Origin of the sequence: Chelativorans sp. (assembly GCF_031180965.1) — a bacterium.
In the GTDB taxonomy this organism is placed as follows: domain Bacteria; phylum Pseudomonadota; class Alphaproteobacteria; order Rhizobiales; family Rhizobiaceae; genus Chelativorans.
In genome coordinates, this window is sequence record NZ_JAPSLH010000018.1 from 60045 (window position 1) to 84894 (window position 24850).

Annotated in this window: 23 protein-coding genes; 7 read left to right on the plus strand and 16 right to left on the minus strand. The window is 65.5% G+C overall.

The features are described from left to right. Positions 1-13 precede the first annotated feature (13 nt). The 6 genes from RIN79_RS14325 to RIN79_RS14350 form a co-directional block, all read right to left on the minus strand. Positions 14-862 carry an AraC family transcriptional regulator gene (locus RIN79_RS14325; protein ID WP_309085349.1) on the minus strand — a complete coding sequence of 283 codons (849 nt, stop codon included), beginning with the start codon at positions 860-862 and terminating at the stop codon, positions 14-16. Between the two features lie 166 nt (positions 863-1028). Next, positions 1029-3002, minus strand: a complete 1974-nt coding sequence (gene ptsP, locus RIN79_RS14330) for a phosphoenolpyruvate--protein phosphotransferase (protein ID WP_309085350.1) — start codon at positions 3000-3002, stop codon at positions 1029-1031. A 42-nt stretch (positions 3003-3044) separates the two neighbouring features. After that, positions 3045-3425, minus strand: a complete 381-nt coding sequence (locus tag RIN79_RS14335) for a PTS glucitol/sorbitol transporter subunit IIA (RefSeq protein ID WP_309085351.1) — start codon at positions 3423-3425, stop codon at positions 3045-3047. Positions 3426-3480: 55 nt separating this feature from the next. Then, complete coding sequence (locus RIN79_RS14340; protein WP_309085352.1) at positions 3481-4488, minus strand: PTS glucitol/sorbitol transporter subunit IIB; 1008 nt, start codon at positions 4486-4488, stop codon at positions 3481-3483. Positions 4489-4506: 18 nt separating this feature from the next. Further along, on the minus strand, positions 4507-5286 hold the full coding sequence (locus RIN79_RS14345) for a PTS glucitol/sorbitol transporter subunit IIC (RefSeq protein ID WP_309085353.1): 780 nt from the start codon (positions 5284-5286) through the stop codon (positions 4507-4509). A 51-nt stretch (positions 5287-5337) separates the two neighbouring features. After that, entirely contained in the window at positions 5338-5766 is a 429-nt protein-coding gene (locus RIN79_RS14350; protein WP_309085354.1) for a transcriptional regulator GutM, read from the minus strand. A 173-nt stretch (positions 5767-5939) separates the two neighbouring features. Between RIN79_RS14350 and RIN79_RS14355 the strand changes: the two genes are divergently transcribed. Then, the gene (locus RIN79_RS14355; RefSeq protein ID WP_309085355.1) at positions 5940-6584 is read left to right on the plus strand and encodes a hypothetical protein; all 645 of its coding nucleotides are present in this window, start codon (positions 5940-5942) and stop codon (positions 6582-6584) included. 54 nt (positions 6585-6638) lie between these two features. On the opposite strand, the gene RIN79_RS14360 is transcribed toward RIN79_RS14355, so the two are convergent. The 10 genes from RIN79_RS14360 to tpiA all read right to left on the minus strand — a co-directional run bounded on the left by RIN79_RS14360 (position 6639) and on the right by tpiA (position 17631). After that, positions 6639-8021, minus strand: coding sequence for a pyruvate dehydrogenase complex dihydrolipoamide acetyltransferase (locus RIN79_RS14360; protein WP_309085356.1), 1383 nt, complete (start codon positions 8019-8021; stop codon positions 6639-6641). 12 nt (positions 8022-8033) lie between these two features. After that, complete coding sequence (locus RIN79_RS14365; RefSeq protein ID WP_309085357.1) at positions 8034-9476, minus strand: pyruvate dehydrogenase complex E1 component subunit beta; 1443 nt, start codon at positions 9474-9476, stop codon at positions 8034-8036. A gap of 12 nt (positions 9477-9488) precedes the next feature. Next, the gene (pdhA, locus tag RIN79_RS14370) at positions 9489-10583 is read right to left on the minus strand and encodes a pyruvate dehydrogenase (acetyl-transferring) E1 component subunit alpha (protein ID WP_309085358.1); all 1095 of its coding nucleotides are present in this window, start codon (positions 10581-10583) and stop codon (positions 9489-9491) included. A 233-nt stretch (positions 10584-10816) separates the two neighbouring features. Then, positions 10817-11143, minus strand: a complete 327-nt coding sequence (locus RIN79_RS14375; protein WP_309085359.1) for a septum formation initiator family protein — start codon at positions 11141-11143, stop codon at positions 10817-10819. A gap of 70 nt (positions 11144-11213) precedes the next feature. Continuing rightward, a complete protein-coding gene (gene eno / locus RIN79_RS14380) occupies positions 11214-12488 on the minus strand; it encodes a phosphopyruvate hydratase (protein WP_309085360.1) in 1275 nt (424 codons plus the stop codon). A gap of 152 nt (positions 12489-12640) precedes the next feature. Beyond that, a complete protein-coding gene (kdsA, locus tag RIN79_RS14385; protein ID WP_309085361.1) occupies positions 12641-13471 on the minus strand; it encodes a 3-deoxy-8-phosphooctulonate synthase in 831 nt (276 codons plus the stop codon). Beyond that, entirely contained in the window at positions 13468-14340 is an 873-nt protein-coding gene (locus RIN79_RS14390) for a VOC family protein (protein WP_309085362.1), read from the minus strand. The genes kdsA and RIN79_RS14390 overlap by 4 nt, the downstream gene beginning before the upstream one ends. Next, positions 14340-15968 carry a CTP synthase gene (locus RIN79_RS14395; RefSeq protein ID WP_309085363.1) on the minus strand — a complete coding sequence of 543 codons (1629 nt, stop codon included), beginning with the start codon at positions 15966-15968 and terminating at the stop codon, positions 14340-14342. The genes RIN79_RS14390 and RIN79_RS14395 overlap by 1 nt, the downstream gene beginning before the upstream one ends. A 135-nt stretch (positions 15969-16103) precedes the next feature. Then, entirely contained in the window at positions 16104-16733 is a 630-nt protein-coding gene (gene secG, locus RIN79_RS14400; protein WP_309085364.1) for a preprotein translocase subunit SecG, read from the minus strand. Between the two features lie 136 nt (positions 16734-16869). Beyond that, positions 16870-17631: a triose-phosphate isomerase gene (gene tpiA, locus RIN79_RS14405; protein WP_309085365.1), complete on the minus strand. Its 762-nt coding sequence runs from the start codon at positions 17629-17631 to the stop codon at positions 16870-16872. A 141-nt stretch (positions 17632-17772) separates the two neighbouring features. On the opposite strand from tpiA, the gene RIN79_RS14410 reads away from it, so the two are divergent. From RIN79_RS14410 to lexA, 6 genes are all read left to right on the plus strand, one after another. Then, positions 17773-19659, plus strand: coding sequence for a peptidyl-prolyl cis-trans isomerase (locus tag RIN79_RS14410; RefSeq protein WP_309085366.1), 1887 nt, complete (start codon positions 17773-17775; stop codon positions 19657-19659). Positions 19660-19663: 4 nt separating this feature from the next. Further along, the gene (trpD, locus tag RIN79_RS14415) at positions 19664-20677 is read left to right on the plus strand and encodes an anthranilate phosphoribosyltransferase (RefSeq protein WP_309085367.1); all 1014 of its coding nucleotides are present in this window, start codon (positions 19664-19666) and stop codon (positions 20675-20677) included. A 5-nt stretch (positions 20678-20682) separates the two neighbouring features. After that, positions 20683-21498, plus strand: coding sequence for an indole-3-glycerol phosphate synthase TrpC (gene trpC, locus RIN79_RS14420; RefSeq protein WP_309085368.1), 816 nt, complete (start codon positions 20683-20685; stop codon positions 21496-21498). Next, a complete protein-coding gene (gene moaC / locus RIN79_RS14425) occupies positions 21498-22016 on the plus strand; it encodes a cyclic pyranopterin monophosphate synthase MoaC (RefSeq protein WP_309085369.1) in 519 nt (172 codons plus the stop codon). The genes trpC and moaC overlap by 1 nt, the downstream gene beginning before the upstream one ends. Beyond that, positions 21997-23202 (plus strand): gephyrin-like molybdotransferase Glp, encoded by a 1206-nt coding sequence (glp, locus tag RIN79_RS14430; RefSeq protein ID WP_309085370.1) that lies wholly within the window; start codon positions 21997-21999, stop codon positions 23200-23202. The genes moaC and glp overlap by 20 nt, the downstream gene beginning before the upstream one ends. A 370-nt stretch (positions 23203-23572) precedes the next feature. Beyond that, complete coding sequence (gene lexA, locus RIN79_RS14435) at positions 23573-24283, plus strand: transcriptional repressor LexA (RefSeq protein ID WP_309085371.1); 711 nt, start codon at positions 23573-23575, stop codon at positions 24281-24283. Positions 24284-24850: the final 567 nt, after the last annotated feature.

The window sequence follows — 24850 nt, forward strand, 5'->3', positions numbered from 1 at the left end:
AGCCTGGTCGTTTTTATCCTTTGAGGCGCGCTGGCGTTATCCGCTTGTACCGCCGCATGGCAGAGGTCAGGTGGCTTTGACTGGAGAAGCCGCTGAGATAAGCCGCCTCCGCGATGGTCATCTCGGTTTCTACGAGCAGCTTCTCTGCGAAGCTGAGCCTAAGATTGACGAGATATTTATGCGGCGGTTCGCCGAATGTCTTCGTGAAGGCTTGAATGAAATGTCCGGGCGAGAGATTGCAGGTAGCCGCGAGCTCCGAGACGGAAAGCTTGCGCGCGAAATTCTCCTTCAGATATTCCTGCACGCGCCTGGCTGATACCACCGGGAGCCCACCCTTCACTCTGCCTGGCGCCTTGGCCGAGGCGGTGTAGTTGCGCAGGATGTGCACGCCGAAAAGCGTGACGAGGGAATCCACCAACAGGTCGTTGGGCGGCTCGTCGCGCGTCAACTCGGCCTTCAGCATCTGCGCGAGGTGAAGCGCCGGGAGATCCACGGTGCCGAAGGGTGGCGGCTGCAGATCGGGGCTGCCCATATCGAATTCCTGGCCGGCAAGCTCCATCAGGCTGTCCGGCCGTATAGCGACGACGGCGTTTTCCCTCTTGTGGGACCAGGTCGTCCGGCTATCCGTGAAAGCCGGGCTGACGACTATCATGCCGAGAGGAGCATCGAATGTCTGTGGCTTGTCGCTCGCGAAGGCGGATGTGATGCCGGGCGAGGGGGCAAGCATCACCGCCAGGAAATGGGAGTCGGAGAGGAAGACCTGCGACCCAGGCTGACGGACCGAATGGATCGCTCCGCCTCTGAATGTGGTGATTCGCGGTCCCGCATCCTCCGGAATCGGGTCCAGAATACTTGGGTTCACTGTTCTTGCTGACGTGAATCGTCGAAACGACGCGCTGTTAACGTGTTGCTGCATCGGTGGCCGCCACCCCGAATTTTAGTTTTGCAGCAACTTCCGTGATTTTCACATTGTCTGCAAGCTTTTAAAAATCCTTGACTGAATTCGGTGTTAATTTCCCGTTCTAGGATCAGCCGTTTCCCGGCGCTGGACGGGTGAGAATGGACACGATCTCCTTCTTGACGGCAGGAATACTTGCCGGGCTCATGCTGAGCTCGGTCAATCCCATTTCGAGATAGGCGGGCAGCAGGTCCAATCGCGCGGCCGATTCCCCGCACATGCCGATCTCGACCCCGGCGGCTCGCGCTGCATGGGCTGCCTGCGCCACCGCGGCCATGACCGCCGGGTCGGCGGCATTGTTCAGTTTGGCGACGGCAGGGTTCAGCCGGTCTGCGGCCATCACATACTGCGTCAGATCGTTGGTGCCCACGGAGAAGAAGGAGACCTCGCGGGCGAGCTCGGCTGCAGCGAAGACGGCGGCCGGCGTCTCGATCATCACACCAAGTGGAAAGCTGCCGTGGGCGACAGACTGCCGTTGCAGTTCGTTCCGGCACTCCTGGATGAGCGCCTTCGCCTGCCGCACTTCATCCACCGTCGAAACCATGGGCAGCATGACCCGGAGATTGCCATGCACCGCCGCGCGCAGGAGGGCGCGCAGCTGCGTCTTGAAGATATCGGGCCGGTCGAGGCACATGCGGATGCCGCGCCAGCCGAGGAACGGGTTTTCCTCCTCGGGAAACTCGATGCCGGCAATCGGCTTGTCGCCGCCGATATCGAGCGTGCGCACGATCACAGGATGAGGCGCGAAAGCTTCGGCGAGCGCCGCATAGGTCTCGGCCTGCATTTCCTCGGAGGGAAGATGCAGATGCCGCATGAAGAGGAGTTCCGTGCGGAACAGGCCCACCCCCATGGCGCCAGCCTCCTTCGCGGCTTCCACCTCCTCCAGCGACCCCAGATTCGCCGCGACATGGATGACGGTGCCGTCGACTCGGCGGGGCACCACATCGCGATAGGCCCTGAGCGCCTCCTTTTCCGCATCGGCGGCGGCGACCGCCGATTTCAAACGCCGGCTCGCCTCCGCATTCGGATCGGCAATCACGATCCCCTGATCCCCGTCGACTCCGACGATGCGCGACTCGCGCAATGCATGGACCGCGTCGCCCAAGCCCAGCACCGCAGGAATGCCATGCGTGCGGGCGATGATGGCGATGTGCGAGGTGGCGCCGCCGTGGCCGCAAACAACGCCACCGATGCGCCTCAAAGGTGCGCGGGCGAGGTCCCAGGCGCCGATATCCTCGGCGACGAGGATGGCACCTTCCGGAATCTCGGCGAGGCTCGCCTGCTCCTGACCAAGGAGGGCAAGGCAGGTCTGCCGGCCCACGGCATCGACGTCCTCGGCGCGAGCGCGGAGATAGGCGTCCTCCATGCCGCGGAAGTCCGATGCGAGCCGTGATGATGCGGCAATGACTGCGGAGACCGCGTCGAGTCCCCCGTCGATCGCTTCGATTGCCAGCCGATGGAGCTCCTCGTCCCCGGCGATATCGCGCAAGGCGGCGATGATGCCGCGGTCGCCCGCCGGCATTTCGCCGGAAAGCGAGACGTCGAACTGGTCCCGCACCCTGGCGATGGCAGCGTCGAGGCGCTGTTTTTCCGGGCCGATCTCGTCGGGCCTCAAGCTTCTCTCCTGCGGCCTCAATTCGGGTGGAAAATAGGCAAAGACCGGCCCGAGCGCCGCGCCCGCGCTAGCCGGCACGCCCCGCAGGCCGCCTTCGAACGACGCGGCCGGAGCAGGGTCCGCTGCAGGCTCCTTGCCGGCGGGCTGAGCCGCTGAGGATTCCTCATCGAGGCCGGAGCGCGGGTTTTCCAGATAGGCGATGAGGGCTTCCAGCGCTTCCGCTGCGTCCGCGCCCTCGGCCCGCACGGTGATCCTGTCTTCCTCCTTCACGCCGAGCAGCATCAGCTTCACCGAGCTCTTGGCGCTTGCCGACTTCTCGCCCTTCACGAGGGTGATGTCGCTTTCGAAGCTCTTTGCAAGCGACACGAAGCGCGTGGCTGGTCTGGCATGCAGCCCTTCCTGCACCCTGACGATCGTCGAGCGTTCCATAAGCCTCGTCTCTGCTTCTGTTATAGATAGGGCGAGTTGCCCCTATTCGCCGATGGCAATGACGGCGCCCGCCGTGAGAGCCTCCACCAGAGCGGCCGGATCAAGTGCGGTTGCGCAGATTTCGCCCGGGCGTTCCGCCTGGCTGGCGCCGTTGAAGCTGATGACCACGTGCCCGATCTCGCGCACCTTCTTCCAGGCGGTGTCGCCGATGGCGGTAACTTTGGCCGAAAGCGGGCCGATACGGATCGGAGTCCCCGGCGAGGGCGGCGTCTCCAGCGGCCCTTCCTGGACCGCGTGCAGGACGGACACTTCCGCAAGCTCTGGCGGTGCGCCATCCGCAAAGAGAATGAGGACCCCGCCTTCCGCCAGATCGGCGACTTCGGGGCCCACGGCCGTGATGCGTGTCTTCAAGTAAAGCGGCATGTACTCGCCAAACCTCATTGTTGGGGCGGCGCCGCGAGCCGCCGCCCTTTTCCGATTAGAGCACCAGCAGGCTCACCACCCAGGCAATGAGCACCGACACCGGACCCATGATCTGGCGGCTGATGAGCACCGCCGGAACGCCGATCTCAATGGTTTTGGGTTTTGCCTCGCCGAGCGCCAGGCCCACGGGCACGAAGTCGCAGCCGACCTGCGTGTTGTAGGCAAAGAGCGCCGGCAGCGCCATCGCCGGGGAGATCGTTCCATTGGCGATCTGCGGGCCGATGATGGCCACGCCGATCACCTGTGCGATCACCGCGCCGGGGCCAAGCACCGGCGACAGGAAAGGCAGCCCGCAGATGGCGGAGATCACGAGCAGCCCAATGATGTTGTTCGCCAGCGGCCCCATCGGCTGGGCGAGCAGATCGCCAATGCCGGTATAGAGGATCAGGCCGATCAGCATGGTCACGAACGCCATGAAGGGTAGGACGTTTCGGATCACCTGGTCTATGGTGCGGCGGCCGGCATTGAAGAAAATGCCGACGACGCGCCCCATCACGCGGCCGATGCTGCTGATGAGGCCGACCAGCCCGCCTTCGCTCGTTTGCGGTGCGGTAACCGTGGGCGAAGGCGCCGTTTGCGACGTCAGCGGCTCCCTTGTGCCGGCGGCAACGACGCTTTCGGCATCGCCAGCAGGCTCGATGTTCTCCGGCTTCACGCCGGAGACATAGATGTCCTCGGTGATGAATTGCGCCAGCGGCCCCGCCTGGCCGACTGGCGTCAGGTTCACCGTCGGGATGCGCTTGCGCGGATAAACGCCGCAGCGGGCGGTGCCGCCGCAATCGACGACTACGACTGCCATCTCGCCTTCGATGGGTGGCGACTTGAATCCGTCGACCGCCTCTGCACCGGTGAGTTCTGCGATGCGCTGAGCGACGGGATGAATGCCGCCCCCCGTTACCGAGACCACCTTGTTGCGCTCGGGCGTCGGCTGGATGACCAAGGGGCCGCCCCAGCCGCCGGAGCCTTTGGAGATCTTGACTGCCTTGTAGGTGTTGTTGGCCATGTTTCCCTCCCTGCCGGCTTAGAGCTCGACGCCCTGGCGGCGCGCCATGATGGCGGTAATGCGCTCGGTCAGGATGCCTTTGAGAAGGATGATGAGCAGGCCGACGATGGCGTACCAGATGGCCACGGTGATGTGATAGCCTTGCGCTACGGAGCCGTTGCGCTCGAGCTCGAGCAGCGCGACCAGGATGCCGCCCCAGACGAAATATTCGCCGGGATTTATGTGCGGGAAGAGGCCGAGCGGCGGGTGCACGTATGAGACCGCAGCATCATAGAAGGCGGGCTTGTGCCTCTCTTCCAGGAAGGTGCCGAAGGTATAGGCCATCGGGTTGGTCAGGAAGAACACCGCAAGCAAGGGCAGTACCGTATAGCGGGTGAGCGCTATGCGCCCGGCGCCGCGGGCAAGGCCATGCACGCGCTGTTCGCCGACCAGTTCCGTCACCGCGTAGAACGCGGTCATCAGCACGATCAGCGTCGGGATGATGCCGGTGACGAAATCGGCGAAGACCTGTCCGCCGCGCTGAAAGATCCCGATGAAATGCCGACCGATGCTTGTCAGCCAGCCGAGCTGCTCTTCCTGCTGCACATTCTCAAGCCGCTGCCGGAACTCCTCGACGCTGAGATCCCCGCCGTTTGCAGCTCCATCGGTGGCGGCCTGGGCGAGGATCAGGAGATCCTTGCCGGCATGATCAGCCGCGAGCGCCCCGTGGAGCCCCGCCTCACTGGCAAACGCGCCGACGGCATGGAGGCTTTGCGCCGCCATGTCCCCGTGCTGTGCCAATAACGAGATGAATGACATTTTCCCTCCTCACCAAAGTGCCCCAACCCTGAGGGCGTTGCTTGTTACCCTTTACGCAGCAGCCGCCTGAAGATCGCGCGGCGGGTATTCCTGCTCCCGCTTGTCATCGATCTGCCGGATGGCCTGGCGCACCGCTTCTGTTACGCCGCGTTCCTTTTCTCCAAGCACGGCCGGGTTCTGACGCAGCCTGTCGAGGGGGATTCCCTCGAACTGCTCATATCTGGAGAACTTCGTGAAAACGGAGCGGCCATACATGACCAGGACGCGGCGCAGTTCCAGATCCGGCGAGACCACCACGATGGCGATGGCGCCCTTCCTCAGACGGCCATGGAAAACGCCCGTGCCCACATAGCCGTCGCTGAACCTGTTCGTGATGCCCTTGAAGACGTCCGAATAGTGGCGCATTTGCAGCCACACGCCAAAGGCCTGAAGCGCCCAGACCACGGCCAAGAGCAGCAGGGCCCATTGCCACATCGCCATCAGGCACTCCTCCCGAAGTCCCATACAGAAAGCCGGCCGTGCCGGTTAACGCCGGATTAAGAACATTTGTTTTTCCAGATGTCAAATTGTATATTTGCGGGCGAGGAACCTTTGCGTATCCCGCCTCATTGGTTTTGCCGGCCCAGATGCTATGATTGCCGAAGGAGGCGTCCTTGGACCTGGAATTCAAGAAGGAACTGGCTCTGATGCCCGATCTCGGGCACCGCCTGCGGCAGCTGCGCTGGTTCCGCACGACCTTCCGTGCCAATGCGCGGGCGGTTAGCGCCCATTACGGCACTCGCTACCAGATCGACGAGGCAAAGCTGACGCGCGTCTTCTTCGATTGGGTCGAGATGGTGGACGCGCGGAAGGAGTTTGCCCGCGTGGACCGTGCCGACTTCATCGTCTTTTCCGCCGGGCTGGCGCTGAAGGAGCTTATCCGGCAGGGACCGGCGCGCGTGCTGGCTGATGCGCCGCCTGAGGCTCGGCTAGAGGATCCCACGGCGCAAATCGTGCATTTCTGGCCGGAGGGCTTTCTTTATACGAATTACTGCGTCTGCGCGATCGCGGCTCTCTTCGAGCAGGAATTCGGCCGCACGCCGGAACTTTCCCGCTGCGCGGATGATCTCAGGACCTGGTGGTCTTACCGGGAGAACACGCGCGAGATGCCGGCCGCGGCCGTCGCCTTCCTGGACCGCTTCCTGGGCGCCGAGCCCAACTGGGTTGCGCCGGAGCTGGTCGAAAGCCGGCCGGCGATGCGCGAAGCGCTCGCCGCGCTTGGCGCTGGGAGCACGGCGCAGCTGGGCGGTAAAGTATGACGCTTTGCGGGAGCGGGCGCCGCGGCAGGTGCGGCCCTCCCGCAGGCAAATCCGCTAGACCAGCATTCCGAAGGGGTTCTCGACCAGGCGCTTGAAGGCGACGAGGAGCTCGGCGCCGAGCGCCCCGTCCACCGCCCGGTGGTCGGTCGACAGCGTCACCGACATGATGGTGGCGACCTTGATCTCGCCTCCCTTCACCACCGGCCGCTCCTCGCCGGCGCCGACGGCCAGGATCGTCGCATGCGGCGGGTTGATGACGGCGGCAAAATCCTTGATGCCGAACATTCCGAGATTGGAGATCGCCGCCGAGCCGCCCTGATATTCCTCCGGCTTGAGCTTGCGGTTGCGGGCGCGGGACGCGAGGTCCTTCATCTCGTTGGAGATGGCCGACAGCGTCTTCTCGTCCGCCCGCCGCACGATCGGCGTGATCAGCCCGCCGGGGATCGAGACAGCCACGCCCACATCGGCATGCCTGTGCCTGACCATGGCGCTTTCCGTCCAGGAGACATTGGCGTCCGGCACCGCCTTCAGCGCCATGGCGAAGGCCTTGATGATCATGTCGTTGACGGAGAGCTTGTAGGCGGGCTTCTCGCCGGCCTCGGTCTTCACCATGGGCGCGGCATCGTTGATCTGCTTGCGCAGGGCCAGCAGCGCGTCGATCTCGCAGTCGAGCGTCAGATAGAAATGCGGGATGGTGCTTTTCGCCTCGACCAGCCGGCGCGCGATGGTCCGGCGCATCGAATCATGCGGCACCAGATCGTAGGTGCCCTCCGCGTAGAGTTTCAGCACCGCCTCGTCCGACATGGGCTTTGGTGCCGGTGCAGGCGCTTCGGGCGCCCTGGCTGCCACGGTCGGCTTGGCCGTTCCGCCGGCCATCGCCGCTTCCACGTCGGCCTTCACCACACGGCCATGCGGGCCCGAACCTGTGATCGCGGAGATGCTGAGGCCCGCCTCCTTGGCGAGGCGGCGGGCGAGCGGCGAGGCAAAGACGCGGCTCTCACCCTCGCCATTGTGGAACGGGTCTGCTCGAACCGTCGGGGCGGGCTGCTGCTTGTCGTCACCCTCTCCCGCGCCTGCCGCGCGACCTCCACCATCGGCGGTAGGCGCCTCCTTCGGCTTCGCCTCGGTCTGCGGCTGCGCGGCCGGCGCTGCGCTCCCGTTCCCGCCGGTCTTGGCGGCTTCCTTCACGTCCTCGCCCTCCGCCGCGAGGACGGCGATCAGGGCATTCACCTTGACGCCCTGTGTACCCTCGGGCACGACGATCTTGGCCACCCGGCCCTCGTCAACGGCTTCCACCTCCATGGTTGCCTTGTCGGTCTCGATTTCGGCGATCACATCGCCCGGTGAGACCGTGTCGCCCTCCTTGACCAGCCATTTGGCGAGGTTGCCCTCCTCCATGGTGGGCGAGAGGGCCGGCATGGTGATCTGGATCGGCATGGCGCTCCCTCCTCAGGCCCGGTAGGTGACGGCTTTCACCGCCTCGACCACTTCCGCGACGGTGGGTAGCGCAAGCTTCTCCAGATTGGCGGCATAGGGCATCGGCACATCCCTGCCCGTGACGGTGATGACCGGCGCATCGAGCCAGTCGAAGGCGCGCTGCATCACCTTCGATGCGATGTGATCGCCGACGGAGGACTGCGGGAAGCCTTCCTCGATCGTGACCAGCCGGTTCGTCTTCTTGACCGATTCGATCACCGTATCGAGGTCCATGGGCCGGATCGTCCGCAGGTCGATGAGTTCCACGTCGATTCCCATCCCGCGCAATTCCTGCTCGGCCTTCACCGCATAGGTCATGCCGATGCCGAAGGAGACGAGCGTCGCGTCCTTGCCCTTCTTGTGTATGCGCGCCTTGCCGATGGGCAACACCAGATCCTCCATCTTGGGCACATCGAAGGTGTGGCCGTAGAGGATCTCGTTCTCGAGGAAGATCACCGGATTGGGATCGCGGATCGCCGCCTTGAGCAGGCCCTTGGCGTCAGCGGCCGTGTAGGGCACCACCACCTTCAGGCCGGGAATATGCCCGTACCAGGCGGAATAGTCCTGGCTGTGCTGCGCGGCCACGCGCGCGGCGGCGCCGTTCGGCCCGCGGAAGACGATGGGCGCGCCCATCTGCCCGCCGGACATGTAGAGTGTCTTGGCGGCCGAGTTGACCAATTGGTCGATCGCCTGCATGGCGAAATTGAAGGTCATGAACTCGACGATGGGCTTCAGTCCGGCGAAGGCGGCGCCGATGCCGACCCCGGCAAAGCCATGCTCGGTGATCGGCGTGTCGATGACGCGCTGCGGACCGAACTCCTGCAACAGGCCCTGGGTGACCTTGTAGGCGCCCTGGTATTCGGCGACCTCCTCGCCCATGACGAAGACGTCCGGGTCGCGGCGCATCTCTTCGGCCATGGCGTCGCGCAGCGCCTCGCGGACGGTCATCTGCACCATCTCGGTGCCCTCCGGGACATCCGGGTCGGCGGCGACATCTATCTTGGGGGCGGCGGGAGCCCTCGCGGTCTCCGTCCTGGCGGTTGGCTCGTCCTGCGACTGCCGCTCCTTTCCGCCGGAAGCCTTGTCGGCCTGCTGCGGCTCCTCGGCTGATTTGGAGGCTGCCGAGCCCGCCCCGGCAGCCTCCGCGGCGCCGTTCAGATCCGCTTCGCTCTCCCCGTCGCCGAGCAGCAGCGCGATGGGCGTGTTCACCCTTACGCCCTGCGCACCCTCCTCGACGAGGATCTTGCCGAGCGTGCCTTCATCCACCGCTTCCACTTCCATGGTCGCCTTGTCCGTCTCGATCTCGGCGATCACGTCGCCGGGGGCGACCTTGTCGCCTTCCTTCTTGACCCATTTGGCCAGATTGCCCTCCTCCATGGTCGGGGAGAGCGCGGGCATCAGGATTTCCGTGGGCATCGGCGCATTCCCTCAGAGCAGGATGTCTGTATAGAGCTCGGACGGATCGGGCTCGGGATCGGATTGCGCAAAGTCGGCCGCATTGGCGACAATGTCGCGCACCTCCTTGTCGATCGCCTTCAGATCGTCCTCGCTCGCCCACTTCCTGTCCAGGAGTCGCTTGCGTACCTGTTCGATCGGGTCGTGCTCGGAGCGCATCTTCTGCACCTCGTCCTTGGACCGATACTTCGCCGGGTCGGACATGGAGTGGCCACGATAGCGGTAGGTCTGCATCTCCAGGATGATCGGCCCCTTGCCGGAGCGGCACCAGTCGACCGCCATGTCGCCGGCCGCCTTCACCGCCCGCACATCCATGCCGTCGACCTGGATGCCGGGGATGCGGAAGGACAGGCCGCGATGGGCGAAATTGGTCTCCGCCGACGAGCGGCTCACCGCCGTTCCCATCGCATAGCGGTTGTTCTCGATGATGTAGACCACCGGCAGCTTCCACAGCGAGGACATGTTGAAGCTCTCATAAACCTGGCCCTGATTGGCCGCACCGTCGCCGAAATAGGTCAGCGAGACATTGTCGTTGCCGCGATACTTGTTGGCGAGCGCCAGCCCCGTTCCAAGGGGAACCTGCGCGCCGACGATGCCGTGGCCGCCGTAGAAATTCTTCTCCTTGGAGAACATGTGCATCGAGCCGCCTTTGCCCTTGGAGTAGCCTCCGCGGCGGCCCGTGAGCTCGGCCATCACGCCGCGCGGCTCCATGCCGGTGGCGAGCATATGCCCGTGGTCGCGATAGCCGGTGATGACCTGGTCGCCCTCCTTCATCGCCATCTGCATGCCGACGACGACCGCCTCCTGGCCGATATAGAGGTGGCAGAAGCCGCCGATGAAGCCCATTCCGTAGAGCTGGCCGGCCTTCTCCTCGAATCTGCGGATGAGCAGCATCTCGCGGAAGGCGAGAAACTCCTGCTCCTTCGAGAAATCGGCCGGCTCCGGCACCTTGAGGACCGGCGTGCCGCCGGCGCCGGACGAGGTCTTGGCCGCCGCGGGCGCCGAAGCGGGGCGCCGGGGACTTGCTGATGACGATTTTGCTGATGTTCTTCTGGCGGCTGTCGCCATCGTTCACTCCCTGGACTTCGTCTCTTGCCGGACGCGCGGATATGGGTGGCCGACCTCCCATACTGCCGCAGGACCTCCCTCCCGTCCATGGCAGGGGCAAGCCGGCCATGGGCATTTGGCGGCGCAAGGATTAACATGCAAGGGGCTGCCTGCACCATGCCAAATATGCATGGCTGCCATGCCGGCTAAGTAGCTAACAAGGCAGGGCTTTTAAGCGATTAACCGGGATCCGGTTAATTCGTCGTTCCAAGCCTCCGGAAGATGACGATCTCGTTTTCCTGGGCGAAGTTCAGGGTCCGCCGCGCCTGCTCATCGAGCATGTCCCTTTCCATGCTGCCGTCATTGAGCAGGGCCAGGCGCTCCTCGAGCTTGCCGCGCGTCTTGCGCAGGCCATCCAGTTCCTGCTCCAGCTCTGCCACGCGTTCCTCGAGATGCCCCTTGGCATTGAGGCCATAGTCGCCTCGATAGGCGTGGAAGCTGAAATAGGACAGCACGACAATCGTAATGGCCGGCACGATCAGCCGGCCCGTGTTGCGGCGCTTGTGATGGCGGGTCCACATGCGGCGAGACTCCTTCCGCCGCATCTGCCCACAGTTTGCTTAACGGAGCGTTATCCGCCCTTTGAAGGCACTAGCCGCGCAGGATCGAGCGCCCCGCATAGCGGGCCGCCTTGCCGAGCTGTTCCTCGATACGGATGAGCTGGTTGTACTTCGCCAGCCGGTCGGACCGGGCGAGCGAGCCCGTCTTGATCTGCCCGCAATTGGTGGCGACGGCGAGGTCGGCGATGGTGGAATCCTCCGTCTCGCCCGACCGATGCGACATGACGGCCGTATAGGCCGCCTTGTGCGCGGTCTCCACCGCATCGAGTGTCTCGGTCAGCGTGCCGATCTGGTTGACCTTCACCAGGATCGAGTTGGCGATGCCCATATGGATGCCGTCCTTTAGACGGGATGCGTTGGTGACGAAAAGGTCGTCGCCCACCAGCTGCACCTTGCCGCCGGCAAGGTCGGTCAGCACCTTCCAGCCCTCGAAATCGTCCTCGGCCATGCCGTCTTCGATGGAGATGATCGGGTATTCGCCGGCGAGCTTGGCAAGATATTCCGCCTGCGCCGTTCCATCGCGCGTCTGGCCCTCGCCTTCATAGACATATTTGCCTTCCTTGAAGAACTCGGTCGCCGCGCAATCGAGCGCGATGGCGACCTCGTCCCCCGGCTTGAAGCCGGCCTTCTCGATCGAGGCCATGATGAAGTCGAGCGCCGCATTGGCGTCCTTAAGGTTCGGCGCAAAACCGCCCTCGTCGCCCACATTGGTGTTGTGGCCGGCGGCCTTCAGACCCGACTTCAGCGTGTGGAAGATTTCAGAGCCCCAGCGCACCGCTTCGCGCAGGGTCTCCGCGCCGACGGGCATGACCATGAATTCCTGGAAATCGATCGGGTTGTCCGCATGCGCGCCGCCATTGATGATGTTCATCATCGGCACGGGCAGGATATGCGCCGATGCGCCGCCGACGTAACGGTAAAGTGGCAGGCCGGAGGCGTTGGCCGCCGCTTTCGCCACCGCGAGCGAGACGCCGAGGATCGCGTTGGCGCCGAGCCGGCTCTTGTTAGGCGTGCCGTCGAGCTCGATCAGCGTGCGGTCGATGTGGATCTGCTCCTCCGCTTCCATGCCGCCGATGGCTTCGAAAATCTCGCCGTTCACCGCCTCCACGGCCTGCGACACGCCCTTTCCGAGATATCGCCTGCCGCCGTCGCGCAGCTCCACCGCCTCGTGTGCCCCGGTCGATGCGCCCGACGGCACCGCGGCGCGGCCGAGCGAGCCGTCTTCCAGCACCACATCGACCTCGACCGTAGGATTGCCGCGGCTGTCGAGGATTTCACGTCCGACGATGTCGACAATGGCAGTCATGGGGATGTCCTCTGGCTTTTGGGCGTGGGAAAAGGTCGCGCTCCTCTTACCCGACGCGCGGAAAAAGACAATGCCGCAGGTCAGCCTCTTCCTGGCCACGTCGCCTCGTAACTGAGCGCGGCGCGCCTCCCCACGGGTAAGCGCCTGCGCCTCTACCTCCCCTTGGCGATGCGGTCGAACGCCATCAGCCGCTCGAGCAGCGCCGGCATCTTGTCGAGCGGCACCATGTTTGGCCCGTCGGAAGGGGCATTGTCCGGATCCTGATGCGTCTCGATGAAAACGCCTGCGACGCCGACGGCCACCGCCGCCCGCGCGAGCGTCTCGACGAACCGCCGCTCGCCGCCCGAAGACTCCCCCTGCCCTCCCGGCCGCTGCACCGAATGGGTGGCGTCGAAGATGACCGGCGCGCCGATCTCGGCCATCAGCGGCAGGGCGCGCATGTCGTTGACCAGGGTATTGTAGCCGAAGGATACGCCCCGCTCCGTCACCAGGACATTGGCATTGCCGGAACCCGTCACCTTGGCGACCACGTTCTTCATGTCCCAGGGGGCGAGGAACTGGCCCTTCTTCACGTTCACGACCTTGCCCGTCCGGGCGGCGGCCACCAGGAGGTCCGTCTGGCGGCAAAGGAAGGCCGGGATCTGCAGCACGTCTACGAATTCCGCGACGATGCCGCACTGCTCTTCCGTATGCACATCCGTCAGCAAGGGCACACCGAGCTCGCGGCCAAGGTCGGCAAAGACCGGAAGAGCCGCATCGAGCCCCGCGCCGCGCCTGCCGGAAAGCGAGGTGCGGTTGGCTTTGTCGAAGCTCGTCTTGTAGACGAAGCCGATGCCGAGCTTTTGCGTCAGCTCCTTCAGCCGGCCGGCGATGTCGAAGGCGTGCTCGCGCGATTCGAGCTGGCAGGGCCCGGCGATCAGCGAAAGCGGCGCGTCGTTGGCGAACACGGCCTTGCCGATCTCCACGCGCGGATTGGGGCTCATGTCGAAGACTCCTCGAATAGGAAAGCTGCACCCTGCCCGGAGGCGGGCGGCACGACCATCCTGCCTTCATGCACCCGGAAAGCGATGCCCGCAATGGTCAGGCGGCGGCGGACCGCGTCGAGGTCGCGCGTCTGAAGGATGAGACCGCGCAGCCGCAGCCCGGCTTGCTCCTCCGCCTCGATGCCATGGACCTTTCGCAACAGGCTTGGAGACAGAAGAGAGACCGCGGAGTTGGCGAGGTTAACCTCAATGCCCCCGGTGAACTCGCCCGGCAGGTCCACGTCAAGAAACGCGGAAAGAAACTCCGTAAATCCGCTCGGTTCCTGCGCTGTCATCAGAATGCGGGCAAGTCGGGTCACGCCATTTGCATGTCTCTGCAGAAAGGTTCGATCGACGGCCGGGACTTTCACGCGTTCGCAGGTAAAGAAGAAACATTCCGCATGGCGCGGTGCTGCGAAAGCCAGCCTGAAGGAGGCTTCGTCTTCACCGCCGCGGCCGTCCGCCAACGCGCGGGAGAAGAAAAGGCAAGGTCCGGCTGAAAGGCCGATTTCAACAAACCTCGCATGGTCGGCTTGGGCGTCCCTCGAAGCGAGCGCGACGGCTGAAAAGCCCTCATCGCCAAACCTCTCCCGGTACATCCGGTCGCGGGAGACGAAGGTGTTGCCCCGCTCTGCGGCCACCCGGGCACGCAGCTCGTCAGCAACCGCCAGCGGCTCGAGATAGGTCCCGTCGGGAAAGAAGACACAGCAATTGGCTGTGCCGAACGGATGGGTCGCATCCGGCGCCACCGTGAAGCCGAGTGCCGACAGTCTGGCACGGGCCTTTTCCAGGCTTGCCGTCGGCAGCACGCAATGGTCGAGGGACCGCATCACACCAGCCGAGACTGCTCCACGGCCGCGGCGATGAAGGAGGCGAAGAGCGGATGCGGCTCGAACGGCCGGCTCTTCAGCTCCGGATGATACTGCACGCCGATGAACCAGGGGTGGTCGGGATATTCGATCGTCTCCGGCAGCACGCCGTCGGGCGACAGGCCGGCGAAGACAAGGCCGCAGGATTCGAGCTTTTCCCGATAGCCGATATTGACTTCGTAGCGGTGCCTGTGGCGCTCGGAAATCTGCTCGCTGCCATAGATCCCGGCGATCTTGGAGCCGGGCGCGAGCCGCGCCTCATAGGCGCCGAGCCGCATCGTGCCGCCGAGATCGCCGGTCGCCGTGCGCTTTTCCAGCATATTGCCGCGCAGCCATTCGGTCATAAGTCCCACCACCGGCTCCTCGGTCGGGCCGAATTCGGTCGAAGACGCGTTCTCGATGCCCGCCAGCGAGCGGGCCGCCTCGAGACAGGCCATCTGCATGCCGAAGCAAATGCCGAAATAGGGCACTTTCCGCTCGCGGGCGAATTTCGCGGCAAGGATCTTTCCCTCCGAGCCGCGCTCGCCGAAGCCGCCGGGCACCAGGATACCGTGCACCTTTTCCAGCCACGGCGCCGGGTCTTCCTTCTCGAAGATCTCCGACTCGATCCAGTCGAGCTTCACGCGCACCTGGTTGGCGATGCCGCCGTGGGAGAGCGCCTCGTTCAGCGATTTATACGCGTCCTTGAGCCCGGTATATTTGCCGACGATCGCGATTGTCACCTCGCCTTCCGGATTGTGGATCCGGCGCGAGACCTCCTCCCAGCGCTCCATGCGCGGTTTGGGCGCGGGGTCGATGCCGAAGGCGGCAAGCACCTCCGAATCGAGCCCTTCCTTGTGATAGGCGATCGGCACGTCGTAGATATGGGATACGTCCAGCGCTTGGATCACCGCCGACTCCCGCACATTGCAGAAGAGCGAGAGCTTGCGCCGCTCCTCCTTGGGGATCGGCCGGTCGGCTCGCACGAGCAGGATGTTCGGCGCGATGCCGATCGCCTGCAATTCCTTGACCGAGTGCTGTGTCGGCTTCGTCTTCAGCTCGCCCGCCGCCGGTATCCAAGGCATCAATGTCAGGTGGATGTAGACGGCGTTGCCGCGCGGCAGTTCATTGCCGAGCTGGCGGATGGCTTCCAGGAAAGGCATGGCTTCGATATCGCCCACCGTGCCGCCGATCTCGCACAGTACGAAGTCGAAGTCCTCGTTTCCCTCCAGGATGAACTGCTTGATCTCGTCCGTCACATGCGGGATCACCTGCACCGTGGCGCCGAGATAGTCGCCGCGCCGCTCCTTCTCGATGATGTTCTGATAGATGCGGCCGGTGGTGATGTTGTCGCGCTTGTTGGCCGAACGGCCCGTGAAACGCTCGTAGTGCCCGAGATCGAGATCGGTCTCCGCCCCGTCATCCGTGACGAAGACCTCGCCGTGCTGGTACGGCGACATCGTTCCCGGATCGACATTCAGATAGGGGTCGAGCTTGCGGAGACGCACCCGGTATCCGCGCGCCTGCAAAAGCGCGGCGAGTGCCGCCGCCGCAATGCCTTTGCCCAGGGAGGAGACCACGCCGCCGGTGATGAAAACATATCGCGCCATGGGGCTTATCGCTTAGCCCCGTGCGGCCGATTCCGCCACAATAAAATGCCTGTCCCCATCTCTTTTCTGCGCATAACGGCCAACGTCCATGGGCGACTCGGAGCCGCCCCGCCAAATGCCGGGAAACTGCGCGACCTATTGGCCGGTGGGAACGCGCGGCTCGGCATCGGCCGGCGCATTCTGCTCCCCTGCAGGCGCCGGCGCTGCCTGGGGCTCTGTCGGGGCAGGTGCGGACTGCTCGCCCGTCGGGGCCGGGGCCGTGTCGCCGGACGGCGCCGATTGCTGCTCCGCCGGCGCTGGAGCGCTCTGCTCTCCTGCGGGAGCCGGGGCGGTCCCCTGGCCGGCGGGAGCAGGTGCCGATTGCTGTCCGGCCGGTGCCGTCGGAGACTGGTCTTCCGCCGGGGCGGGGGCCGTAGGCTCGGCGGTCGTGGCGCCGCCGCCTTGCGTATCGCCTCCACCGAGCTCGTCCAGGATGCCGGCACCGCCGCCGCCGGCGGGCTGCGTCTGCTCCTGCGGCAGGCGGTCGAAAATGTCGGTCGGCTGTGCCTGGTAGCGGGCAAAGAGCGAAAGGGCGAGGGAGGTCGCGAAGAAGGCCGCCGCCAGGATCGCCGTCGTGCGCGTCAGGGCGTTCGCCGCGCCGCGCGCCGACATGAAGCCGGAGCCACCGCCGATCCCCAGCCCGCCGCCTTCCGAGCGCTGCATCAGAACCACGCCGACGAGCGCAAGCACGACAAGCAGATGAATGACGATGACGATTGTTTGCATTTAGACCTTCCGGCGCCTGGCGGGGCGTAGCTTACCCGCGGACGCGGCTCAATACACGGCTTCGCCGGCTTTTCCAAGCCCCGCCGGCCCGGAGATAAGCATGCTTCCCGGCATTGCAAGGGAGGCGCTTGCCCAGCTACTCCATCACCGCTCCCGCTATGGCCAGATAGTCGGCAGCCTTGAGGCTCGCGCCGCCGATCAGTGCCCCGTCGACGTTGAGCAGCGAGAGGAGTTCGCGTGCATTGGCCGGCTTGACCGAGCCGCCATAGAGGAGCCGAATGCCCGCCGCCTCACGCCCGAGCTTCCCTTGCAGCTCCCCTCGCAGATGGGCATGGGCGGCCGCCACGTCCGCCGCCGTGGGCGTCAGGCCGGTGCCGATCGCCCAGACGGGCTCGTAGGCGACAACGGTGTTGTCCGCCGTCGCGCCCTCCGGCACGGAGCCCGCGATCTGCCGCGAAAGCACTGTGAGCGTTTCGCCGGATTCGCGCTGGGCCTTGGTCTCGCCGATGCAGATGATCGCGACAAGCCCCGCGCGCCAGGCGGCCTTTGCCTTGGCGGCGACCGCCCCGTCGCTCTCGCCGTGGTCCGTCCTGCGCTCCGAATGGCCGACGAGCACATAAGTGGCCCCGCAATCGGCCAGCATCTCCGCGGAAATGTCGCCCGTATGGGCGCCGCTTGCCTCGGCATGGCAATCCTGGCCGCCGACGGCCACCGGGGTCCCGGCAAGGATCTCCGCCGCCCGGCTCAGGAGCGTCGCCGGCACGCAGATCAGGCCCTCGGCATCGGCGCCTGCGGCCTCGGCAAATCCCGCGCCGATCGCCTTCAGTTCGCCGAGCGAGGCGCTGGTGCCGTGCATCTTCCAGTTTCCGGCGATGAGGGGGCGGATTGCTGGCGTCATGGGAGCCTCCGGAAGCGCGCAATGGTCAACGAGGGCGTTCACTAGCAAAATGAGCCCACAAAGCAATCGACAGCGATGCTTTAGGGCGCTATTCCCGGAAAAAGGCCAGGAACAAAGGCCGGACAACGAACGGCAGACGCTATGCTAGACAGCCTGCGAAAAGCGGCAACCACATGGGTGGTGAAACTCCTGCTCGGTATCCTGGTGGTGAGCTTTGCCATCTGGGGTATTTCCGGCCAGATGCTTACGGGAAGCGCCAGCGACGTGGTCACCGCCGGCGGCACGACGGTTTCGGCCCTGGACTACCGCCTCGCCTACGACCGCCGCATCGCCGAGCTCTCGCAGCAGCTCGGCATGCAGCTCACCCGCGAGCAGGCGGTGGCGTTCGGTGTGGATGAGCAGGTCCTGTCGCAGCTCTCGGCGGGCGCTGCGCTCGACGAGACGGCGCGCGAGATCGGTCTCGGCGTCTCCGAGCAGAAGCTGGCGGAGCTGACAGCCGCCGATCCCACCTTCCAGGGACTCGACGGCCGCTTCGACCGCAACCAGTTCGAGTTCGTGCTGAGCCGCATCGGCATGCGCCCGGAGGACTATCTCAGGAATCGCGAGCAGGCGGCCGTCCGCCAGCAGATCGTGGATGGCGTTGCCGCCGGGGTCTCGGCCCCCGACACGCTTTTGAGCAGTGTCGCCCGCTATCGCGGCGAGGACCGGACGGTGGAATATGTCGCCCTGCCCCGCTCTCTCGTCGAGCCGATCGAGCCGCCGACCGACGAGCAGCTGACCAGCTGGTTCGAGGAGCGCAAGGACCAATATGCCGCGCCCGAGTTCCGCAAGATCGACTATGTGAAGCTGGAAGCCGAGGACATCGCCGATCCGTCCGCCATCGCCGACGAAGAGGTCCAGCAGCACTACGAGTCGCAGCGTGCCCAGTATACGACGCCGGAGCGCCGCACCGTCGAGCAGATCAATTTTGCCTCCGAGGATGAGGCCAGGACCGCGCGGCAGAGCCTGAACACCGGCACCACTTTCGAGCAGCTCGTCGAGCAGCAGGGCAGGAAGCTCGAAGACGTGCGGCTTGGCTCGCTGACCCGCAGCGAGATCGCCGACCAGGCGATCGCCGATGCGGCCTTCTCGCTGGTCGAAAGCCAGGTGAGCGATGTCGTCCAGGGCGCCTTCGGCCCCGTGCTCCTGCGCGTCACCGAGATCATCCCGGAAAAAGTGACCCCGCTCGAGGAGGTGAGGGATCAGATCCGCCAGCAGCTTGCTTTGGGCGAGGCCAACCGGCTCCTGCTCGACACCTATGATCAATATGAGGACGCCCGCGCCGGCGGCGACACGCTGCAGGAGGCGGCGGAGCGGCTGAGGCTTTCCGTTCGCACCATCGAGGCGGTGGACCGCGAAGGCCGCAGGCCGGACGGCACTCCCGTTGAGGATGTCCCCAACCTTGCCGCCCTGTTGAATGAGGCCTTCGAAACGGAAGTCGGCGTCGAGAACCCGCCCATCAACCTTTCCGGCAATGGCTTCCTTTTCTACGAGGTCGCCGAGATCATGCCTGCCCGCGCCCGCGAATTCGCCGAGGTGCGCGACCGGGTGCTCGCCGATTGGACGAATGCCGAGGCCGCAGCGCGGCTCGAGAGCCGTGCCAGGGAGCTGGAGGAGCAGCTGAAGGGCGGCAAGACGCTTGACCAGATCGCCACGGAACTCGGCCAGCAGAAGGCCGTAAAACGCGGCGTGAAGCGCGAGGCCAATGACGCCGATCTCGGCCGCGCCGGCGTGGAGGCGGTCTTCGGCGTGGCGAAGGGCGGCACGGGCACCGTCGCCAATGCGGCGGGTGACGGGCGCCTTCTGTTCCAGGTGACCGAAGTGTTCGAGCCTGCCGCCACGACCGCCGAATCGCTGCCCGAGGATGTGCGCAACGCGATCAGCCAGGGTCTGGAGAACGAGCTCCTGAACCAGCTTGTCGGCAGGCTCCAGGCCGAGCACGAGGTGATCGTGAACCGGACCGCGCTGCAGCAGGCGCTGACTTTCTGACGCCATGGCTGATCTCAAGGCCCATATCGCCAAGGTGGCCTCCGGCGCGGCGCTCGACTTCGCCGAAGCGCGCCAGGCCTTCGAGATCATCATGTCGGGCGAAGCGACGCCGAGCCAGATCGGCGGCTTCCTGATGGCGCTGCGCGTGCGCGGCGAGTCGGTCGACGAGATCAGCGGCGCCGTCGACACCATGCGGGCCAAGATGCTGCGGGTACCGGCCCCCGCCGATGCGATCGACATCGTCGGCACCGGCGGCGATGCGTCGGGCACCTACAATGTCTCGACCTGTGCGGCCTTCATCGTCGCCGGCTGCGGCGTTCCCGTCGCCAAGCATGGCAACCGCGCGCTCTCCTCCCGCTCGGGCGCCGCCGACAGCCTTGCGGCCCTCGGCGTCAACATCGAGATCGGGCCGGAGAAGATCGCCGCCTGTGTCAGGGAAGCCGGCGTCGGCTTCATGTTCGCGCCCAACCACCACGCCGCCATGCGCCATGTCGGGCCGACCCGGCTGGAGCTGGGCACGCGCACCATTTTCAACCTGCTCGGCCCCCTTTCCAATCCGGCCGGCGTCAAGCGGCAGCTCGTCGGCGTCTTCTCGCCCCAATGGGTGGAGCCGCTCGCTCACGTGCTGAGGCAGCTCGGCACTGAAAAGGCCTGGATCGTCCATGGCGACGGGCTCGACGAGATGACGACGGCGGGGACGACCCGGGTCGCCGCGCTGGAAAATGGCGAAGTGCGAAGCTTCGAGATCACCCCGGAAGAGCTTGGCCTCCCACGGGTGGCCGCCGCGGAGCTGAAGGGCGGCGATGGGGAGCACAATGGCAAGGCGTTGCGCCGGGTGCTCGAGGGGGAAAAGAGCGCCTATCGCGACATCGCTGTTCTCAACGCCGCGGGAGCCCTGGTTGTGGCCGGCAAGGCGACAGCGCTGCGCGAGGGTCTTGCGCTTGCCTCCGAGGCGGTCGACAGCGGCCGCGCATTGGCAAGGCTCGAAAAGCTGATCGAGATTTCCAACCGGGCTTAGGCGGCATGGCGGACATTCTGCGCAGGATCGAGGCATACAAGCGCGAGGAGATCGCCGCTGCGAAAGCGGCGCTGCCCCAGGCCGAGCTTGCGGCGCACATCCGCGACGCCGAGCCGGTCCGCGGCTTTGCCGCCGCCCTTCGCGCCCAGCATGCCGCCGGCCGCTTTGCGCTCATCGCCGAAATCAAGAAGGCGAGCCCCTCCAAGGGCATCATCCGTGCCGACTTCGATCCGCCCGCCCTCGCAGCGGCTTACGAACGGGGCGGCGCCGCCTGCCTTTCCGTGCTCACAGACCGCCCCTCCTTCCAGGGCGCGCCGGAGTTCCTCCGCCAGGCCCGCGCGGCGACGCAGCTTCCCGCCCTGCGCAAGGATTTCATGTTCGAGCCCTACCAGGTCTTCGAGGCGCGCGCCTGGGGCGCGGACGCGATCCTCATCATCATGGCGAGCGTGACTGACGACGAGGCGAAGGCGCTCGCCGAGAGCGCCGCCGAACTGGGCATGGATGCGCTTGTCGAGGTCCATGACGAAGCGGAGCTGGAGCGGGCGCTAAAACTCCCCTCGCTTTTGATCGGCATCAACAATCGCGATCTGCGCAGCTTTGAGACGAGGCTGGAAACGAGCGAAAGACTGGCCCCGCTGGTGCCGGAGGACCGCATGATCGTCGGCGAAAGCGGCATCTTCACCCATGCGGACTGCGCGCGGCTTGCCAGAGCGGGCATTTCCACTTTCCTCGTAGGCGAGAGCCTGATGCGCCAGGACGATGTGGAGGCCGCCACGCGCAACCTTCTCGGCCTGTCGCCAGGGCTCCGGGCAGCCGGCTGATGACCGAGGAGGGCAAAACCGGCCTCACCCATCTTGGCGCCGACGGACGGGCGGAATTGGTGGATGTCGGCGGCAAGAAAGACAGCGTGCGCACGGCCGTCGCCGCGGGCGGCGTCGTGATGGCGCCGGAGACGCTGCAGGCGATCCTCAGCGGCAATGCCAAGAAAGGCGACGTCATCGCCGTTGCCCGCATTGCCGGCATCATGGCGGCCAAGAGGACGCATGATCTTATTCCGCTCTGCCATCCGCTGGCGCTCACCAAAGTGACGGTGGAGATCGAACCGGACGAATCGCTGCCCGGGCTCCGGGTGGAAGCCATGGCGCGCGTTACGGGCAAGACAGGCGTGGAGATGGAGGCGCTCACCGCCGTTTCCGTCGCCTGCCTCACGATCTATGACATGGCCAAGGCGCTCGACAAGGACATGGTCATCACGCAGATCCGCCTCCTGGAGAAGACCGGCGGAAAATCCGGACCCTGGCGCGCCGGGAGCGCGGATCATGGCCCTGCTGCCGGTTGACGAGGCGCTGGAGCGCGTCCTTGACGGGCTGCAGCCGCTCCCGCCCGAGGAACTGCCGCTCGCCGACGCTGCCGGCCGCGTGCTCGTGGGTGCCCTGAAAGCCCGCCGCACGCAGCCGCCTTTCAATGCCTCCGCCATGGATGGCTACGCCGTCCGCTCCGCGGATATCGCCTCCCCGCCCGCAAGCCTTGCCGTCACCGGCGAATCGGCCGCCGGCCGGCGCTTTCCGGGCGCCGTCGGGCCGGGCGAGGCGGTGCGCATCTTCACCGGCGCTCCCGTCCCGGACGGCGCGGACACGATCCTCATCCAGGAAAACGCAGTTCCTGTGGACGAGGGTCGCATCGAGGCTTTGCAAGCCGTCGCGCCTGGCCGGCACATCCGCCGCGCCGGCCTCGACTTTCGCGGCGGCGACGTGGTGCTCCAGGAGGGGCGGCTGCTCGACCCGGCGGCCCTTTCGCTAGCGGCCGCAGCCGGCCACGCGCGGCTCCCCGTTGTGCGCCGGCCGGTCATTGCCGTGATCGCCACCGGCGACGAGCTTGTGCCGCCCGATGAGACGCCGGGACCCGACCAGATCGTCGCCTCCAATAATTTCGGCATCGGCGCGCTGGCGCGGATGGACGGGGCCGATGTGCTCGATCTTGGCATCGTCCCGGACGACCGCGAGGCCATCGCCGGCGCGATTCGCCGGGCGCTCGGCGCCCGCGCCGACATCATCGTCACGCTCGGCGGCGCTTCGGTCGGGGAGCATGATCTGGTGCGCGAGGTTCTGACCTCCGAGGGCATGGACCTCGCCTTCTGGAAGATCGCCATGCGTCCGGGCAAGCCGCTGATGTTCGGGCGCTTCGGCGGCGCGCGCGTTCTGGGACTGCCCGGCAACCCGGTCTCCAGCCTCGTCTGCGCGCATCTTTTCCTGCGGCCGCTCATGGCGCGGCTTTCCGGACGGGTGTTTCGGCCCGACCTGCGCCCGGCTTTTCTCGGCAAGCCGATGAAGGCCAACGACGAAAGGCAGGACTATGTGCGTGCCGTCGTCGTTGAGGGTTTCGAAGGCCTGCTGGCCACGCCCTTCGACCTGCAGGATTCCTCGATGCTGACGGCGCTTGCGGCGGCCAACGCGCTCATCATCCGCGAGCCGAACGCGCCGGCCGCGGAGCCCGGCAGCCCCTGTCGCGTGCTGATGCTTCGCTAAGAGCAGGCGGCCGGCGCATCCTCTCCCCCACGCAGGCGGGGGAGAGGTGTCGAGGCGAAGCCGAAACGGAGAGGGAACTGCAGAAACCGATCTGCGGCGGCCCTGCTTTGTGGGTCATGAGCGGTCCATCCCGCGATTCGGCCACTCGCCCGACCCATGCGGGGGATAGCACTGGGCCAGTTCGGCTGCCAGAGGAGGCTCTCAGGGACACAGGCGTCCACGATCCCCGCCAACCAGCACTCCAAGTACCCCCGCGGACCACGAGCACCCGGCTAGGATTTGGTAACCATATTTATTTACTGTTGCGGAACACAACTGGAACATATAGCGTATGTTCTGGGTTTGTTTTGACCGATTCCGGGTGGTTTCCATGCTAACGCGCAAACAGCACGAGCTGCTGCTTTTCATTCACGGCCGGCTGAAGGAGACGGGCATCCCGCCCTCCTTCGACGAGATGAAGGAGGCGCTGGATCTCGCCTCCAAATCCGGCATCCACCGGCTGATCACGGCTCTGGAGGAGCGCGGCTTCATCCGCCGACTGCCCAACAGGGCGCGCGCGCTGGAGGTGCTGCGGCTGCCGGATTCCATCGCGCCGGGCCTCGGCAGCCCGCGAAAATTCTCGCCCAGCGTCATCGAAGGCGGCCAGGGCCGCGCAGCCCCCGCCTCCCGGCCGGTGGCGAGCAATGACGATGAAGTGGGTGTCGTTTCCATCCCGGTCATGGGACGCATCGCCGCCGGCGTTCCCATCGAAGCGATCCAGAACCAGACCCATTCCATCGGCGTCCCGCCGGACATGATCTCCGGCGGCGAGCACTATGCGCTGGAGGTGAAGGGCGATTCGATGGTGGAAGCCGGCATTTTCGACGGCGACACGGTCATCATCCGCCAGACCCAGACGGCCAATCCGGGCGACATCGTAGTCGCCCTGGTCGACGACGAGGAAGCGACCTTGAAGCGCTTCCGCCGCAAGGGCGCATCCATCGCGCTCGAAGCGGCCAACCCTGCCTATGAGACGCGCATCTTCGGTCCCGACCGGGTGAAGGTGCAGGGTCGGCTGGTGGGTTTGATCCGCCGCTATTGAGCCCGCCGTCCTGCCGGGACAGAGCCGAAGACGAAGGCCCTCGATGCCTTTCAAGACGCGCCCTCCCCCTTATGGAAGGGTGGGCGTTTTCATCGCCGTCGCACGGATTTCATAACTCTGGCCAGGGTGCCACGCCTCAACGCGTCTAGCCAAACCGCTCCGAATGGTGTGGATCAAATCGGCCCCGCCGCCCGGATGCGCAAAAATAATCTGCAGGAAAAACAAGCTCCTGCACGATTTCCGCATTTTTTTCGCCCGAGATTTTATCCCCACCCCCGGCAGCCCTCTTACAATCCGTCCCATCGCTCTTGCGGGAACCGGATGCGCACCGGGTGTTCGGGAGAGCGGCGGCAACCTCCCCCTCCAGGGATCGGTACCTGGAGGCATGCTGAGGGCCCGCGACAGGCCGGCGGTGCCGGGGTGCTGGGTGACAGACAGCACTTCGGAAAAACGGATGCTGGGTTCCAGACAGCATCGCGGAAACCGCGGAGAAGCCGCTAGGGCTTTTCCTTCGGCCCGGCAGAGACCACCCCCTTCATTGGGTGCAGCCGGGACGGAGAAGAAGCC

Excerpts from the sequence above, each read along its gene's own strand:
- ptsP (WP_309085350.1), bottom strand. The coding sequence starts at position 3,002 with ATGGAACGCTCGACGATCGTCAGGGTGCAGGAAGGGCTGCATGCCAGA.
- RIN79_RS14335 (WP_309085351.1), bottom strand. The coding sequence starts at position 3,425 with ATGCCGCTTTACTTGAAGACACGCATCACGGCCGTGGGCCCCGAAGTC.
- RIN79_RS14340 (WP_309085352.1), bottom strand. The coding sequence starts at position 4,488 with ATGGCCAACAACACCTACAAGGCAGTCAAGATCTCCAAAGGCTCCGGC.
- RIN79_RS14345 (WP_309085353.1), bottom strand. The coding sequence starts at position 5,286 with ATGTCATTCATCTCGTTATTGGCACAGCACGGGGACATGGCGGCGCAA.
- RIN79_RS14350 (WP_309085354.1), bottom strand. The coding sequence starts at position 5,766 with ATGGCGATGTGGCAATGGGCCCTGCTGCTCTTGGCCGTGGTCTGGGCG.
- RIN79_RS14360 (WP_309085356.1), bottom strand. The coding sequence starts at position 8,021 with ATGCCGATCCAGATCACCATGCCGGCCCTCTCGCCCACCATGGAGGAG.
- RIN79_RS14365 (WP_309085357.1), bottom strand. The coding sequence starts at position 9,476 with ATGCCCACGGAAATCCTGATGCCCGCGCTCTCCCCGACCATGGAGGAG.
- pdhA (WP_309085358.1), bottom strand. The coding sequence starts at position 10,583 with ATGGCGACAGCCGCCAGAAGAACATCAGCAAAATCGTCATCAGCAAGT.
- RIN79_RS14375 (WP_309085359.1), bottom strand. The coding sequence starts at position 11,143 with ATGTGGACCCGCCATCACAAGCGCCGCAACACGGGCCGGCTGATCGTG.
- eno (WP_309085360.1), bottom strand. The coding sequence starts at position 12,488 with ATGACTGCCATTGTCGACATCGTCGGACGTGAAATCCTCGACAGCCGC.
- kdsA (WP_309085361.1), bottom strand. The coding sequence starts at position 13,471 with ATGAGCCCCAATCCGCGCGTGGAGATCGGCAAGGCCGTGTTCGCCAAC.
- RIN79_RS14390 (WP_309085362.1), bottom strand. The coding sequence starts at position 14,340 with ATGCGGTCCCTCGACCATTGCGTGCTGCCGACGGCAAGCCTGGAAAAG.
- RIN79_RS14395 (WP_309085363.1), bottom strand. The coding sequence starts at position 15,968 with ATGGCGCGATATGTTTTCATCACCGGCGGCGTGGTCTCCTCCCTGGGC.
- secG (WP_309085364.1), bottom strand. The coding sequence starts at position 16,733 with ATGCAAACAATCGTCATCGTCATTCATCTGCTTGTCGTGCTTGCGCTC.
- tpiA (WP_309085365.1), bottom strand. The coding sequence starts at position 17,631 with ATGACGCCAGCAATCCGCCCCCTCATCGCCGGAAACTGGAAGATGCAC.
- RIN79_RS14410 (WP_309085366.1), top strand. The coding sequence starts at position 17,773 with ATGCTAGACAGCCTGCGAAAAGCGGCAACCACATGGGTGGTGAAACTC.
- trpD (WP_309085367.1), top strand. The coding sequence starts at position 19,664 with ATGGCTGATCTCAAGGCCCATATCGCCAAGGTGGCCTCCGGCGCGGCG.
- trpC (WP_309085368.1), top strand. The coding sequence starts at position 20,683 with ATGGCGGACATTCTGCGCAGGATCGAGGCATACAAGCGCGAGGAGATC.
- moaC (WP_309085369.1), top strand. The coding sequence starts at position 21,498 with ATGACCGAGGAGGGCAAAACCGGCCTCACCCATCTTGGCGCCGACGGA.
- glp (WP_309085370.1), top strand. The coding sequence starts at position 21,997 with ATGGCCCTGCTGCCGGTTGACGAGGCGCTGGAGCGCGTCCTTGACGGG.
- lexA (WP_309085371.1), top strand. The coding sequence starts at position 23,573 with ATGCTAACGCGCAAACAGCACGAGCTGCTGCTTTTCATTCACGGCCGG.